14 protein-coding genes are annotated in these 14,540 nt (G+C 70.8%); 4 read left to right on the forward strand and 10 right to left on the reverse strand.

What is annotated here, in order from left to right:
• Positions 1-219: 219 nt before the first annotated feature.
• Genes ABT130_RS00455 through ABT130_RS00465 form a run of 3 tightly spaced genes read left to right on the forward strand, consistent with a single transcriptional unit; the run spans position 220 to position 4,011 of the window.
• Entirely contained in the window at positions 220-2,139 is a 1,920-nt protein-coding gene (locus ABT130_RS00455; RefSeq protein ID WP_350951640.1) for an acyltransferase family protein, read from the forward strand.
• Positions 2,140-2,188: 49 nt separating this feature from the next.
• Positions 2,189-3,289 carry a glycosyltransferase gene (locus ABT130_RS00460; RefSeq protein ID WP_350951642.1) on the forward strand — a complete coding sequence of 367 codons (1,101 nt, stop codon included), beginning with the start codon at positions 2,189-2,191 and terminating at the stop codon, positions 3,287-3,289.
• The gene (locus tag ABT130_RS00465) at positions 3,274-4,011 is read left to right on the forward strand and encodes an acetoacetate decarboxylase family protein (protein ID WP_350951644.1); all 738 of its coding nucleotides are present in this window, start codon (positions 3,274-3,276) and stop codon (positions 4,009-4,011) included. The genes ABT130_RS00460 and ABT130_RS00465 overlap by 16 nt, the downstream gene beginning before the upstream one ends.
• Positions 4,012-4,047: 36 nt before the next feature.
• On the opposite strand, the gene ABT130_RS00470 is transcribed toward ABT130_RS00465, so the two are convergent.
• From ABT130_RS00470 to ABT130_RS00515, 10 genes are all read right to left on the reverse strand, one after another.
• Positions 4,048-4,452, reverse strand: a complete 405-nt coding sequence (locus ABT130_RS00470) for a nucleotidyl transferase AbiEii/AbiGii toxin family protein (protein ID WP_350951733.1) — start codon at positions 4,450-4,452, stop codon at positions 4,048-4,050.
• Positions 4,453-4,485: 33 nt separating this feature from the next.
• Positions 4,486-4,719 (reverse strand): hypothetical protein, encoded by a 234-nt coding sequence (locus ABT130_RS00475; RefSeq protein ID WP_350951646.1) that lies wholly within the window; start codon positions 4,717-4,719, stop codon positions 4,486-4,488.
• Between the two features lie 208 nt (positions 4,720-4,927).
• Positions 4,928-5,860 (reverse strand): ribonuclease Z, encoded by a 933-nt coding sequence (locus ABT130_RS00480; protein ID WP_350951647.1) that lies wholly within the window; start codon positions 5,858-5,860, stop codon positions 4,928-4,930.
• Between the two features lie 106 nt (positions 5,861-5,966).
• Positions 5,967-6,842 carry a sugar kinase gene (locus ABT130_RS00485; protein WP_350951648.1) on the reverse strand — a complete coding sequence of 292 codons (876 nt, stop codon included), beginning with the start codon at positions 6,840-6,842 and terminating at the stop codon, positions 5,967-5,969.
• 13 nt (positions 6,843-6,855) lie between these two features.
• Positions 6,856-7,737, reverse strand: a complete 882-nt coding sequence (locus ABT130_RS00490) for a glycosyltransferase family 2 protein (RefSeq protein WP_350921116.1) — start codon at positions 7,735-7,737, stop codon at positions 6,856-6,858.
• A gap of 196 nt (positions 7,738-7,933) precedes the next feature.
• Positions 7,934-8,701 (reverse strand): CDP-alcohol phosphatidyltransferase family protein, encoded by a 768-nt coding sequence (locus tag ABT130_RS00495; RefSeq protein ID WP_030907483.1) that lies wholly within the window; start codon positions 8,699-8,701, stop codon positions 7,934-7,936.
• On the reverse strand, positions 8,679-9,719 hold the full coding sequence (locus ABT130_RS00500) for an iron-containing alcohol dehydrogenase family protein (RefSeq protein WP_350951735.1): 1,041 nt from the start codon (positions 9,717-9,719) through the stop codon (positions 8,679-8,681). The genes ABT130_RS00495 and ABT130_RS00500 overlap by 23 nt, the downstream gene beginning before the upstream one ends.
• A 5-nt stretch (positions 9,720-9,724) precedes the next feature.
• Positions 9,725-10,459, reverse strand: coding sequence for a phosphocholine cytidylyltransferase family protein (locus tag ABT130_RS00505; RefSeq protein WP_030907488.1), 735 nt, complete (start codon positions 10,457-10,459; stop codon positions 9,725-9,727).
• Between the two features lie 106 nt (positions 10,460-10,565).
• The gene (locus ABT130_RS00510; protein WP_350951649.1) at positions 10,566-11,189 is read right to left on the reverse strand and encodes a DUF5941 domain-containing protein; all 624 of its coding nucleotides are present in this window, start codon (positions 11,187-11,189) and stop codon (positions 10,566-10,568) included.
• 214 nt (positions 11,190-11,403) lie between these two features.
• On the reverse strand, positions 11,404-13,032 hold the full coding sequence (locus ABT130_RS00515) for a CDP-alcohol phosphatidyltransferase family protein (RefSeq protein WP_350951650.1): 1,629 nt from the start codon (positions 13,030-13,032) through the stop codon (positions 11,404-11,406).
• Between the two features lie 155 nt (positions 13,033-13,187).
• Between ABT130_RS00515 and ABT130_RS00520 the strand changes: the two genes are divergently transcribed.
• Positions 13,188-14,540 carry an SDR family oxidoreductase gene (locus ABT130_RS00520; RefSeq protein ID WP_350951651.1) on the forward strand — a complete coding sequence of 451 codons (1,353 nt, stop codon included), beginning with the start codon at positions 13,188-13,190 and terminating at the stop codon, positions 14,538-14,540.

Raw genomic sequence — 14,540 nt, forward strand, 5'->3', positions numbered from 1 at the left:
GCCCGGGAAAACGGCGAGCACCCGCCGTTCCCGGATTTTGGACAGTCACGATTACCCGAGAACCTCCCTAATCAGAGTGCGCGTGTGCGACAGCGGGCTCACAGTCGGTTTAGGGTGGTCGGGGCGGTGAGGCGAACGATCACCCGGCCCGCCCCGGGTGCCCCCGCCAGTCTGCCCGACTACTCCCCGGTCTCCGACAGATAGCTGAGCCTTCCCCTCGTGAGCGACATCCGATCCTTCCAGGTGCCGGCCCCCCAGGACGACGGCGGTTCCGACGGCGGACAGGGCCGGAAGCCCGCCCCGTGGCCGACGCCCGGCCAGGCGCAGCCGCCCGGCGGGCACCAGCCCACGTGGCCGGAGCCGCCGGGTGGTGGCCCGGTCGCCGGCCGTCCGTCCCGGCACGAAACCCGGAACGCCCGGGAGGAGGAGAGCCCCGGCGAGGTCACCGAGTGGGGCGGTTACCCGGCATATCGGGAGCCCTACCCCGGCGACCCGCTCGACCTGTCCAAGCCCCTGGAGCCCGAACCGGTGCCCCAGGAGTCCACCTGGGCCCGCGAGACGCCCCAGCCGTGGACCCAGGACGGCCCGTCCTGGACGCAGGAGAGCACCACCTGGGCTCAGGAGAGCACCGGATGGGCCCAGGAGAGTGCGGTGTGGGCCCAGGAGCCGTCCTGGGTGCGGGAAGCCTCCTCCCCACAGGGCGCCCCCCAGGTGCCCCTCCCCCGGCCTGACTGGGCCCCGCCGCCCGTGTCGCAGCCGCAGACGGGCACGCACCCCTACGTCGCCCCCCAGCCCCAGGCACCCGGCCAGGTGCCCGGCGCGGGATCGCCCCAGGCTCCCGGGCAGCCCGCGAGTCCCGGGATGTTCCCGGGCGCCGGGCACCCGCAGACCGCCACGCCCCCCCGGCAGGCGCCGCCCGCGGGCAGCGAGCGCCCCTTCTCCTACTGGGAGAACAACCACCGGGAGAGCGAATCCTCGTTCTGGAACCAGGGCCCGCAGGCCGAGCAGGAGCTGCGGGCGGAGCGGGAGCGCGAGTCGCAGGTCGAGGAGGAGCCCGCGGCTCCCCCTGCCAAGAAGAAGCGCGAGCCGTATCTCGACAATGTGAAGTTCGTCCTGATCGCCCTGGTGGTGATGGGCCACTCGCTGGTTCCCACCCTGAAGGCGGACTCGGCGAGCGCGGCCTACCTGTTCATCTACATGTTCCACATGCCGGCGTTCGTGCTGATCAGCGGCTACCTGGGCCGCAACTTCTGGCACTCCAACGCGAAGATCAACAAGCTGGTCGACACACTGCTGATCCCGTACGTGGTCGTGGAGATCGGCTACGCGCTGCTCCGCTACGGGCTTGGCCAGAAGTGGACGCTGACGATAATTGATCCGGCCTGGCTGAACTGGTACCTGGTGGCCCTGGTCCTCTGGCGGATCTCCACACCCATCTGGACCCGGATGCGGCAACCGCTGCTGGTCGCGGTGGTCATCTACATGGCGGCGGGCTTCTCCGAGATCTCCGGTGACTTCAGCATCGACCGCTTCTTCGGCCTGCTGCCGTTCTACGTGCTCGGCCTGCTGCTCAAGCCCGAGCACTTCGACCTGCTCAAGCCCACCTGGGTCAAGATCACCTCCGCGGTCGTCCTGGTCGGGGCCGCCGGGGTGGCGATCCTCATCGCGCCGCACGTCCCGCGCGCCCCGATCTACTTCCGCTACAGCTTCAAGGCCATGGACATGTCCTGGTGGATGGGCTTCGGCGTGCGCGCCGCCGTGCTGGTCGCGGCGCTGATCATGACGGCCGCGGTGCTCGCGCTGGTACCCCGCCGCGAGACCTGGTTCTCCGACCTCGGCACCCGCACCCTGTACGCCTACCTGCTCCACGGCGTCGTGGTGGTCATCGCCAAGGACCAGGGCTGGCTGAGCTTCCCCTGGCTGTACGGCCCGCTGGGCGTGGCGGCGATCGCGTCGAGTTCGCTGGCCCTGGCCATCGTGCTCTGCCTGCCGGAGACCCGCAAACTCTTCAAGTGGCTGCTCGAACCCAGGCTGGTATGGCTCTACCGGCGACCGTCCTCGGCCCCCGCCGCCAAGGCCACGCCCACCACCGAGGCCGCGCCCGCCGCCAAGGAGAGTTCAGCGGCAGTTCCCCGGTAATTAACTCAACACATCCGGTGCTGACGGAACAGCCACCCAGCATCGGCATATGCGGGTATGCGTCGCGACAATCGTTCATCATCCAGAAGACGCCCGGATCGCGCATCGGCAGATCCGGGCGCTTCTCGACGCCGGGCACGACATCACCTACGTCGCCCCCTTCACCGACTGCAACGTCACTCCGGATCCGCGGATCCGGGCGATCGACGTGCCCCGGGCGATCGGCAACCGCCGCAGGCGCGCGCTGAAGGCCGCCAGGGGAGCTCTCAGCCGCGGGGTCGAGGGCGCCGACCTGCTGATCGTGTACGACCCGGAGCTGCTCTCCCGCCTGCCCAGGCGCCGCCCCACCACCGTCTGGGACGTACGCGGTGAGGCCGGTGCCACACCCGGGCACCGGGCCCTGCCCTCGCTGGTACGCCGGATCGAGGCCCGAGCGGAACACCGGCTGCGCCTGATCCTGGCCGACGACTCCTACCGGGACCGCTTCTCCCTGCCCCACCCGGTCGTCCCCAACACCGCCTGCGTACCCGAGAACCCGCCCGCGCGGCCCGGCCGCGACCGGGTGGTCCACATCGGTCACCTCTCCGAGGCCGGAGGCGTGGCCGAGCTGATCGAGACGGCCAGGCGGCTGCTCCCCCACGGGATCAGGCTCGACCTGATCGGCGCCGCCGATGCCGAGGTCAGGCCGCTGCTCCGGGACGCGCAGCGGGAGGGCCTGCTCGACTGGTACGGCTATGTGCCCAACCGGCACGCGCTGCGGATGGCCGAGGGGGCGATCGCCGGGCTGTCGCTCCCGCACGACGCGCCCGGCCACCGGCCCGTACCGGCCAAGATCATCGACTACATGTCCCGGGGCGTCCCCGTGGTCACCACGCCGCTGCCCGCCGTCGCCGCCCTGGTCGAGCGGACCGGCTGCGGGGCCGTCGTCCCCTTCGGCGACGTCGGGGCGGCGGTGCGCGCGGTGCTGACGCTGCGGGACGATCCCACCGGGGCCGCGGAGATGGGCGGGCGCGGCCACGCCGAGGCCCTGGCCCACCACAACTGGCCGGACCACGCGGGCGCGTTCGTCGGGCGGTTGGAGGAATGGGCGGGCAGACCGGTGACGTCCGGCCTGGAGATTGGTCTACTGGAGGCATGGCACGCCATCTGATTCAGGGGCGCGAGATCGCCATGCCGGTCCGCGTCCGAGACGCCATGGTCTGCAGCGCCTCCTACCTGGTCCGGGCGGACGCCGCACGGGCCGTGATCGCCTATTCCCACCTCGACGTCGCCGAGGTGCTGCCCCGCAAGGCCCTGTGCACGCTGATGTTCGCCGACTACCGCGACGGCGACCTGGGCCCCTACCACGAGTTCGGCATCGCCTTCCTGGCCAGGCCACCCGGCGCGGACCACGCTCCCGGCGGCGGGCTGCGCGCGAACCTGTCCGAGCTACGCAGGACCGGCGCCGGGGCGTTCGTCCACTGGCTCCCGGTCGACCAGGGCTTCACCCTGGAGGCGGGCCGCACGATCTGGGGTTTTCCCAAGGAACTGGCCGACATCGACCTGCGCACGTCCTCCCCCTACAAGCGGTGCATCCTGCGTAAGGACGGCCGCCTGGTGCTGGACCTGCTGATCAAACCCGGCGTCCCGGTGCCGGGCACCGGCATGATGACCGCCCTCGACGCCTACAGCCACTCAGATGGCGTCACCCGCCGCATCCCGTGGTCGATGTCCCCCCGCGGCATCCGCGCCCGCCCCGGCGGCGCCCTGATCCGCCTGGGCAACCACCCGATCGCCAAGGAACTGAGCGAACTCGGCCTGCCCAGACGAGCCCTGGCCACGACCACGGTCTCCCACATGGCCATGACCTTCAACGAGGCCAAGGAGCCCTAGTAACGCAAAGGCACGGGTTGGGGAGTTGTCCCCTCGTCAGCGATCAGGGCTGAGGGCCCTCTCCCATTGCCGGAAACGCTCGCGAAGTTGCCGGATCTCCTCGTCGCCGAGGCCGTGATAAGCCAGTGCCTGGTCGGGTATGCGGCCCAGCGCGGACAGCGCGATCGCGAACATCGCCCTGTCGAAGCCTGGGTCGGCATTCGTGGCCAAACGGGTCAGGTCATCGGTGTTGTAGCGGCCACTGCGCAGGACAGCATCCACGTCGACGAAGTCGCGGACCTCGGCTCTGCCGTAGAGAGCGGCCACCTTGTTTCCCACCGCGTCGTCTGGATGGAGTACGTCGATGTGAACAGATCTACGTCTTCCGAACGGCGAGTAAGAAAGCCGTGAGCCTGAACGGCATAACCGCCGGCGAGCGCGAAGCCGAAGCGTTCCGTCGATGCCAGACCGATTCGTGTGGCGAGTTCGTGGGTGCTATGCCGCTCGCACCAGATTCCGGAAGCGAGTCTCCCATGTGTGCCTGGCCTGGATCGGCAGGTAAAGACGTGACCAGATACGGATCAGCACCGCGCCGTTCAGATGCTTACGCAGATCGTCGAGGTGAACCGCTTCGCGGATCACGCGTTCGTACATGAGCCCGAGCTGGCCGTCGTCGGTCAGGTCGTAGACGCGCTGCTCGGACCAGTCCAGATGGGTGGGAAGTTCCACGACCCCCGTCACAGGCCCGGTCAACTCACTCAGGTCGGCAGGCACGAGGTAAACACGGCGACTGGCGTACCGCGACCGGGTATTCACACCTTCAGTCTGCCCGCTTGTCGTGACTTTGCACCATGAACAACCACCTGGACCTGGGAGCCGCCCCTGACCGAGGCCCCAGGAACCTGATGCTCGCGCCGAACCCGGCGGGCGGCGGCGTTCACACCCGTCTGCGGGGTGGGACCGGGACGCGGTCGAGGTCGTGGGCGACGACGACGTCGCCGCGGAACGCGGCGGCCGCCTGGTCGGCGAAGCGGTGCTCGTCCTCGGCGCGGTACCGCTCGGAGAAATGGGTGAGGACCAGCCGCCGGACGCCGGCCTCGGAGGCGAGCTTGGCGGCCTGGCCGGCGGTGAGATGGCCGTAGTCACGGGCCAGCGCGGCGTCCTCGTCCAGGAAGGTCGACTCGATGACCAGCAGATCCGCCCCGTCGGCCAACTCGAAGACCGCGTCGCAGAGGCGGGTGTCCATGATGAAGGCGAACCGTTGCCCGGGACGATGCACGCTGCACTCGCCCAGGGTCACCACCGTGCCGTCCGGAGCGGTGACCTGGCCGTCCTCCCGCAGCCGACGTATGGCGAGACCGTGCACGCCTCGGGCGGCGAGTTCGTCGGGCAGCATGGTGATGCCGTCGGGCTCGACCAGGCGATAGCCGTACGCCTCCACCGGATGGTCGAGCCGGCGGGCCGTCAGGGTGAACGGCGCGTCGGCGGTGTCGAGTTCCACCACGGAGCCGCCGAGCGGCTGTTCACGGATCCGGATGGTGTCGTGGAAGATCGTCGCATGCCGCAGCCGCTCCCAGTAGAGCGCACCGCTGGCGGGGAAGGCCGCGTTCGCCTCGGCCACCCCGTCACGTGACATCCGCTGGACGATTCCCGGCACTCCGAGGCAGTGGTCGCCGTGGAAGTGGGTCAGACAGATCCAGTTGACGTCGTGCACGCTGAACCCGGCGTGAATCATCTGCCGCTGCGTCCCCTCCCCCGGGTCGAACAGCAGGCCGTGCCCGTCCCAGTGCAGCAGATAGCCGTTGTGATTACGGGTACGGGTGGGAACCGCACTGGCGGAACCGAGCACAACAATCTCACGTGCGGACATACGTCAATGATCACTTAACCGGGGGCGGCGAGCGACCGGATAACGACCGGGTGAACGGCTCCGGCCCGTCCGGCGGGTCGCCTGGCACGGCGGCCCCGGTACGGAGTCAGCCGTCGAGTTCCAGCAGGGGCAGCTCGGCTCTGGTCGGGAGGCCCTGCCAGTCGCTGGGGCCGGACGAGGCGAAGGCGGCGAGCAGGAACCCGCGGCGCAGCCGGTCGGTCGGATGTAGTCCCTCCAGCGCCGCGCTGAGATAGCCCGAGACGAAGGCGTCCCCCGAGCCGTTGGGATCGACCACCGGCGCGGAGATGCCGGCGGCGTCGTGGCGGACGCCGTCGACCCGGACGCTCGCCCCCCGGGCGCCGCGTATCACGATGACCTCGCGGTCTCCGGCGAGCGCGGGCTTGACCAGGTCGAGCTCGCTCTGCCGGACGAACAGCACGTCCGCCGAGCAGGCCAGCACGCTGAGGATCTCCTCGGCCTCCCGCAGGTCGGGCCAGAGCTGGTCGTGGTAGTCGATCGCCACCGAGACGGGAACCCTCGCGGTCCGCGCGGCCCGTACCGCGGCGTGCATGGCGTCGCGCGCGCTCAGCGCGGCGGTGATCCCGCTGACGTGCAGGACGCGCGAGGCCGCGACCCGGTCGACGGGAACGTTCCCCTGGGCGAGCCTGGCACCCGTGCGGTAGTAGGTGACCCTGGCGGCCTGACCGAGCCTCGACTCCTTCAGCAGCATCCCGGTCGGCGATCCCTCGTCCACCCGGACGTCGGAGACGTCCACCCCCTCGCCGCGCAGCACGGTGAGGATCCTGGACCCCAGCTCGTCACCGCCGACCTTGCCCAGCCAGCTCACCCGGTGGCCGAGCCTGGACAGCCCGATCGCGACGTTGAACTCGGCGCCGGCGACGTCCAGCCTGGCCTCGTGCTCATGGCGGATCCGGCCGCTGGTGACCACGCCGAAGGCCTCGCCGAGAGTGTAGACGTCCATGCCGGAGCGGGACTCAGACGATCGGTGGGCGGCCGAGGCGCAGCATGCGCCAGGCGGTCTTCCAGCCCATCGGGCGACGCTCCCCCGCGGGTTCTCTGAGCCCCTCGCCGAAGCCCTTGAACCAGGCGCGCAGGGCGGGCCCCGAGCGCTCGCGGACCAGGGTCAGCACGCTCCAGTTGAGCAGGTAGAGCGTCGCGAGCACCCAGGGAAGGTTGCGGCGGGCCAGCCAGACCCGGTTGCGGGCGTTGAGCCGGTAGAAGTCCGTGTGCCTGGTCGGGGGGACCTGTGGGTGGTACATGACCGTCTTGGCGTCGTACTCGATGCGGTAGCCCTCACCGAGGAGCCGCCAGGCCAGGTCGGTCTCCTCATGGGCGTAGAAGAAGCGCTCGGGAAGCCCGCCGACCTGGAGGAACGCCGACCGGCGGATGGCGCACGCGCCGCCCAGGAAGGTGGTGACCGGGGAGGACCGCTCGGGGTCGCCCGCCCGCAGGCGGGGAACGTGGCGGCGCTGGCCGATGCCGCCGTCGGGGTCCTTCACCCGGAAGGAGACGACCGCGAGGTCGTGCTCGGTGGAGAAGCGCTCCCGCAGGTGGGAGACGAGCCCCTGGTCGGCGTACCAGCCGTCGTCGTCGAGGAAGAGGACGACGTCGCCCGTGCACTCCTCGACGCCACGGTTGCGGCCCGCGGGAATGCCCGCGTTGTGGCTCAGCCGCACGCTTCTGATCGAGGCCGAGGACCCCTCGGGCACGGTGGCCGACAGCTCGGGAACATCGGTGCCGTTGCCGACGATGACCACCTCGACGTCGCCGTCGACCTGGTTCAGCGCGGATTCGACCGCCCGGTCCAGCTCTGGGATCCGGTTACCCATGGTGAGGATGACGCACGAGATCTTCAACGGGTCATCGCCTTGACGCGTCGAAAGCACGTACGGAGCATACGTTCATGATCACCGAGTCTGCTGGATCGGGCAATTCTGGCAGGGTCAATGCTTCCTTGTTTACCGGGAAACAAGCGTATCGGAACCGTCGGCGAACACCTGCCAAACAGTAAGGTGTTCGCACCTACGACGCGCCCGGACGCCATCCGGTTCCTCATGAAAGCCGCCTGGACGCCAGAATGCTGATCAGATGCAGGATCATCTGCAGCACCGCGACGACCACGCAGGCCACCACGAGCACCCTCGTCGCGGCCAGCCCTCCGTTGATCGCGTCCCAGATCGCCGCGACCACGACGAGGAGGGACAGCTCGACCGCCTGCACGATCCGGTGGAACCTCAGCGCCGCCGCGGCCTTACGCGCCAGGCCCAGCCCGCGCGACTGGAAGTGCTCGGCCGAGGCCTCACTCGCCGCGACCAGCCCGGAGCGGGCGCGGGCCACGTCGACCAGGTCGGTCTCCGCCTTGATCAGGATGGCGCCGAGCGCGGCGGCGAAGCCCGTCACGGTGTACCAGTCGGGCAGGATCTCCGACGCCCGGAACCCCAGCCCGATGAGCAGGGCGGCCTCGGCGAAGTAGTGGCCGACCCGGTCGAGGTAGACGCCGGTGATGGAGGTGCGCCGGGTCCAGCGGGCCAACTCGCCGTCGGAGCAGTCGAGCAGCAGGTAGAGCTGGACCAGCAGTGCCGCCAGCACCGCCGCCCAGAGGCCGGGCAGCGCGAGCACCACTCCGGCCAGCAACCCGGTGAGGATCATCAGCCAGGTGGTCTGGTTGGGCGTGATCGGCGTCTTGGCGAGGAACCAGGTGACGTAGATCGACAGTTTGCGCATGTAGAGCACGCCGGCCCAGTGCTCGCCGCTGTTGCGTTCCATGGTCGAGTGCGGCTGGGCCACCGCACGGAGCTCAGCGACCGACGGCCCGGACATAATCCTCCACCCGATCACGAATCTCCGACTCCGACAGGCGCAGGTGCTCAAGGATCGTGTAGCGACCGGGGCGGGTGGCCGGCGCCAGCATGACCGCCTCGGTGAACTGGGCCGCGGACAGCCCCACGTCGGTGGGGCTGACCGGCAGCTCATGCCCGCGCAGGCAGTCGACGACCTGGTTGAGCCTCCGTGAGTCCTCGCGGAGGAAGAAGCAGAACGCGGCACCTATCCCGGCGAGCTCGCCGTGGTTGGAGGTGCCGGGAAAAAGCTGATCCACGGCATGCAGGATCTCATGGTCTCCGCCACTCGAAGGACGGGAAGACCCGGCGACCACCATCGACATCCCCGACAGGATGAGCGCCTCGGCCAGCACGGTCAGGAACGCGTCGGCCTCGATCGAGTCGGCCCTGCCGATCACCGCCTCCGCCGCGGTGCGGGCCATCGCGCAGGCCAGGCCGTCGATCGGCTCGCCGCGCTCGCTCGCGCCGAGCTGCCAGTCCTCGATCGCCGAGAGGTTGCTGACCACGTCGCCGACCCCGGAACGGACCAGCGAGGCGGGCGCGTCGTGGACGAAATCGAGATCCACCATGATGGCCAGCGGCATGGGCACGCCGAAGGAGCCCTTGCCGCCGTCGTGCGTCAGCGAGGCCACCGGCGAGCAGATCCCGTCGTGCGACAGGTTGGTGGCCACCGCCACCATCGGGATCCCGGCCAGCGACGCGGCGTACTTGGTCACGTCGATGGTCTTGCCGCCGCCGATGCCCACGACCGCCTCGTACGCGCCCTTGCGCAGCTCGGCGCCGAGCGAGACCGCCTCGTCCACCGATCCGTCCGGGACCCGGAAGAACCTGGCCTCGTCGAGCGAGGGAGCGATCACCGAGGTGATCCTGTCTCCCTGGCCCGGCCCCACCGCCACCGCCACCCGCCCGGAGGTCGCCACCCGGCTGTCCGCCAGCAACGATCCGAGCTGGGCGATCGCGCCCCGCCGCACCTCCATGGACAAGGGCGCCGGGAGCATCCTGGCTAGTATCGGCACGCGATCTCCCGCGCCTTGGCGAGGTCGTCGTGGTTGTCTACCTCGACCCACGGGACGTCGCCGATCGGGGCGACCGCGATCTTCTCGCCGCGGGCCACGAGCTCCTGGTAACCGTCCTCGTAGTAGAGCTGCGGGTCGCGCTCGAAGGTGGCCTGCAGGGCGTCGGCGAGGCGCTCACCGATGCCGGGACGGATGAGCGTGGCGCCGATGTACTCACCGGCGGCCTCGGCCGGATCCATCAGCTTGGTGATCAGCCGCAGGTGACGGCCACCGTCGAGGGTGACCTTCATCTCCTCGTCGGCGAGCTTCTTGACGTCGTCGACCGCGAGCAGGATGTCGGTGGTCGCGGGCGCGGAGAGCAGCGTCTCCTCCACCGAGACGGGGTGCACCGTGTCACCGTTGACCAGGAGCACGCCCTGGTCGAAGTAGTCGCGCGCGCACCACAGGGAGTAGGCGTTGTTCCACTCCTCGGCCTTGTCGTTGTGCACGAGGGTGAGCTTCACGCCGTGCCGCCGCTCCAGCTCGGCCTTGCGCTCGTGTACGGCCTGCGCCTGGTAACCGACGATGACCACGACATCGCGGAGATCGGCCGCCGCGAGGTTACGCAGCGAGATGTCCATGATCGTGGTGTCGCCGTCGACCGGCACGAGCGCCTTGGGCAGCGTGTCCGTGTACGGCCGCAGACGCCGTCCGGCCCCGGCGGCCAGCACCATTCCCAGCAACGCGCACTCCTCATTCGGGTGAGAGCCTCCCGGCGGGCACTCCTAGGCCCCAAAGGTTAGTTGCCTTCAGGCCCTGATCGTGTAATTGAGGGTTTGCCGGGTGTTCTCAATCGTGTGCGCCGAGGTCGGCCGCGTCCATCCCGAACCTCGGGGCGGCCAGCCAGCAGGTGATGCTCTCCCAGCTGAAAAGGCACCACAGGTACAGCGAGAGCAGCACGAACACCAGCGTGACCTGCCCGGCGAGGCCGCCGAGGGCGACCAGCAGCATCCTGCCGTCCCAGCCGAGGCCGGATGTGGCCAGCCAGGTCGGCGGGTAGACCCGCTGCCGGAGGCGGTAGACGACGTCGTAGTGGTGGAAGGCCATCGCGCCGAGCAGCATGAGGATCAGCCACGGCGGCACGTCGTGCGCGAAGCCCACCGAGGCCACGAAGCCGTACTCGGTGAGACGCAGGATCGGCGGCACCAGCCAGTCGAGCCGGCCGTCGTGCGGGTGGGAGCTGCCCGGACCGGCGAGCAGCAGCGCCACCGCGGGGGCGAAGACCGCCAGCCCGTCGGTGCCGGCCACACCGACCAGCAGCAGCACCCCGGTCACGAACATCCCGACGATGGCGGGCGGCAGCGGCGGCAGCTGCCCGGCGACCAGTGCGCCCATGGCCCTCGACGGCACCCCGTCGTCCCGGTAGGCGACCACGGCACTACGCGGCACCGGCGCCATATGCACAGAAACCATGATCACATCCGTTTTCCCAGTCGCCCCGCGAAAAGCCCGACCGTTCCTGCCCGCCCCGCGACGGACACCGCCCGCCCCGTGGCAGGCCCGGCCGATCCCGCGACCGGCCGACTCGATGGCGGGAACCGCCGCCCCGGCGGAGCCCCCGTCCACGCCGGAGTCTCCCGTCTCGTGGCGGGCCCACCCCGCCCTGCCGCGCGCCCACCGTCTCCGGTCACCGGCTCAACGACCTGCCCATCCGGCCCGCGAGAGTGTAGGTCGCGGCGATCCCACCCCAGACCAGCAGCGCGACGAAGGTCACCCGGGCGTTGAAGAGGGCGGCGGTCACCGCGATCAGGGCCATCCGCTCCCCGATGGGCAGCACGATGATCTTCTTGAACCAGCGGGTGGGGGACGCCTTCTCCATGGTCCGCGAGAGCCGCACGATCGCGTTGCCCGTACCCGGCCCGTCGCCGTCCCCGGCCGCTCTCCCGGTGTTCTGCTCGGCCCCGCCGTCCGCGGCCCGCACGGCACCGGTACCCACCGGTGCGGCTTGCCGCTCCGGCTCGCGGAGCGGCACCGGCCGTCTGGCGTCATCGGCCGGGTCACCCGGCGAGCCCGGCGTCCTGGCCCAGGCCGCGCCCACCCGGGCGGCGTCGGCACGCGCCCCCGCGTACGAGAAATCGATCATGTGCCGGAGCAGCTGCAGGATCATCGCGGCCACCGCGAGCCCCCAGATGCCGTCGGGTCCGCCGCCGGTGGCCTCCAGCCCGGCCGCGTACCCGAAGGCGAGTCCCACGTAGACGACGTACTCCTTGACCCGGTCGAAGGTGGCGTCCAGCCAGGCCCCGAACGGCGAGAAGGCACGGGTGTAGCGGGCGAGCTGGCCGTCGACGCAGTCGAGCACGAACGACAGGTAGAGCAGGATCGCCCCGGCGATCAGGGCCTGCCGGGTGCCCGTGGAGAACCAGACCGCGGCGAGCGCGGCCAGGCCGACGGACATGCCGGTGATCGCGTTCGGCGTCAGACCGAGCCTGGCGGCGAGCTTCACCAGGTGCCTGGACCAGGAGCTCACCCCGTACGTGGCGAAGAAGCCGTCGTTGGCCTTGACCGCGCCGTCCAGCCGGGCCTCGGCCTCGTCGACCTCCGCCAGCCTCGGCACCGCCGAGTCGACGTCCGCCTGCTCGGCCATCCGGTCGCCGTGCAGCCGGCCGAGCCCGGCCGCGCGCACCGGGACACCGGCGCGGACCAGACCGACCAGGAGCAGCTGTGGGGCCTCGCCGCCGTCCATCGGGCCGAAGCCGCCCGCCTCGGCGAGCTCGGCGAGCGTCTCGGCGGCCTCGGCGAGGCGCGTCAGGTCGGACACTCCTACCTGGAGCGCGCCCCTGAAGGTGCCGTCCGCCTCGCCCACCTCGTGGAAGGAGGTGCCCGCGGCCACCACGTTCCCGCCGTCGATCCTGACCGGCGGGCGTGACGGCCCCGGCGCGGCCCTCTCGCCCTCGCTCACCAGCGCGCGGGTGTCACGGGCCGGATGCTCGGTGAGCATGGCCAGCGCCTCGGTGTGCGCCACCAGGTCACCGGCGACCAGCAGCACGGGGCCGATGGACGAGCGAGCCACCTTCGCGACCCTGCGCAGGTCGTCGGCGAGCCCCCGCGACCCCTCGGCGCCGATCATGTGGGTGCCGCCGGGCGCGTGGATGATGTCGCTGGAGCGGGCCACCACGTGCACCTCCCGCACCGAGAGTGTGGCAAGCTGTCCGGTCAGCCTGTCGAGCAGCGTTCCGGCGGGACAGCGCAGGGCGGACGCCTCGGTGGTGGCGAGCACGACCGCGGCCGTCTGGGAGGCGGCGTGAGAGTCAGGCAATCCGGGCTCCTTCGTATCCGACGGGATCACCGTACGAATCGGGGAGTGCGCACTCAGGGTAGCTAGATCTTGACGGGATAGCACGGGAGCACGCCGGACGATCGGGTACGCACCCATTACGCTCGCCATACCCGAACTGTCAAAGGAATCTGATCTTGGCCGAACGTGAACCGCGTCCTCGAACCGTCGGAGTGGTCCTGGCAGGCGGCGTCGGCCGGCGCGTCGGCCTCGGCACCCCCAAGCAGCTGCTGGAGATAGCGGGCCGGACGATCCTGGAACACACCCTCGCCCTGTTCGAGGAGGCGCCGGAGATCGACGAGGTCATCGTGCTGATGGCGCCCGGCTTCACCGGGGAGGTGGAGCGGATCGTCGAGCGGAACGGCTTCGCGAAGGTCACCCAGGTCCTGGAGGGCGGCCAGAGCCGCCCGGAGACCACCTGGCGGGCGCTGCGGGCCCTGGGACCCCAGGAGTGCGACGTGCTGCTGCACGACGCGGTACGCCCGCTGGCGGACAGGAGGATCATCACCGACTGCGTCGAGGCGCTGAGGACCTGCTCGGCCGTCGAGGTGGCGATCCCGAGCTCCGACACGATCGTGGTGACCTCGCAGGGGCCGGACGGGGAGATCGTTCGTGACGTCCCCGACCGTGCCACCCTGCGCCGCGTCCAGACCCCGCAGTGCTTCCGGCTCTCGGTGATCCGCGAGGCGTACCAGCGGGCCTTCGCCGACCCCGGCTTCGGCGACCGGCCGCCCACCGACGACTGCGGCGTGGTGCTGCGCTACCTGCCCGAGGTGCCGATCCACGTGGTGACCGGCAGCGAGCGGAACATGAAGGTCACCCACCCGGTGGACCTCCTCATCGCCGACACGCTCCTGCGGCTCGCCGCGAGCGACGTTCCCCCCGCCTCGGCCTCCGCCCTGCGCGAGGCGATGGAGGGCAGGACCGTGGTGGTCTTCGGCGCGGGCGCCGAGGTGGCGGAGCTGGCCGGAGAGCACGGCGCCCGCGTGTTCCGCTTCCCCGGGCCGTCCGACCTCTCCGGGGCGCTCGAAGGGGTGCGCGTCGAGGACCCCGGCGCCGTGGCCGACGCGCTCGCCCACGCCGCCAAGGAGACGGGCGGGATCGACTACGTGGTCAACGCCCCGGGGGCCGCGCCCTCGGGCCGGCTCGACGCGGTGGACGACACCGCGATCGCCGAGAGCATGAACGTGCACCACCTGGGCCCGGTCAACATCGCCAGGGCCGCCCTCCCCCATCTCCGCGAGACCCGGGGCCACCTGCTGTTCCACGCCCCCGCCCGGGTCGAGGGCGCCGATGACAGCCTGCGCTCCGCCGCGGGTGCCGCGGTGGCCGGTCTGACCCGGGCGCTGGCGGGGGAATGGGCCTTCTACGGAGTACGGGTCAACTGCGTCGTTCCCGGGCGGAGCGACGCCCCGCGCACCGTCGCCCGCACCTCGCTGGACGTGCTCGCCTCCGGCGTCACCGGTCAGGTGGTCGATGCCCGCCCCTGA

It is taken from the genome of Streptosporangium sp. NPDC001681 (assembly GCF_040298085.1).
Taxonomy (GTDB): Bacteria; Actinomycetota; Actinomycetes; order Streptosporangiales; family Streptosporangiaceae; genus Streptosporangium.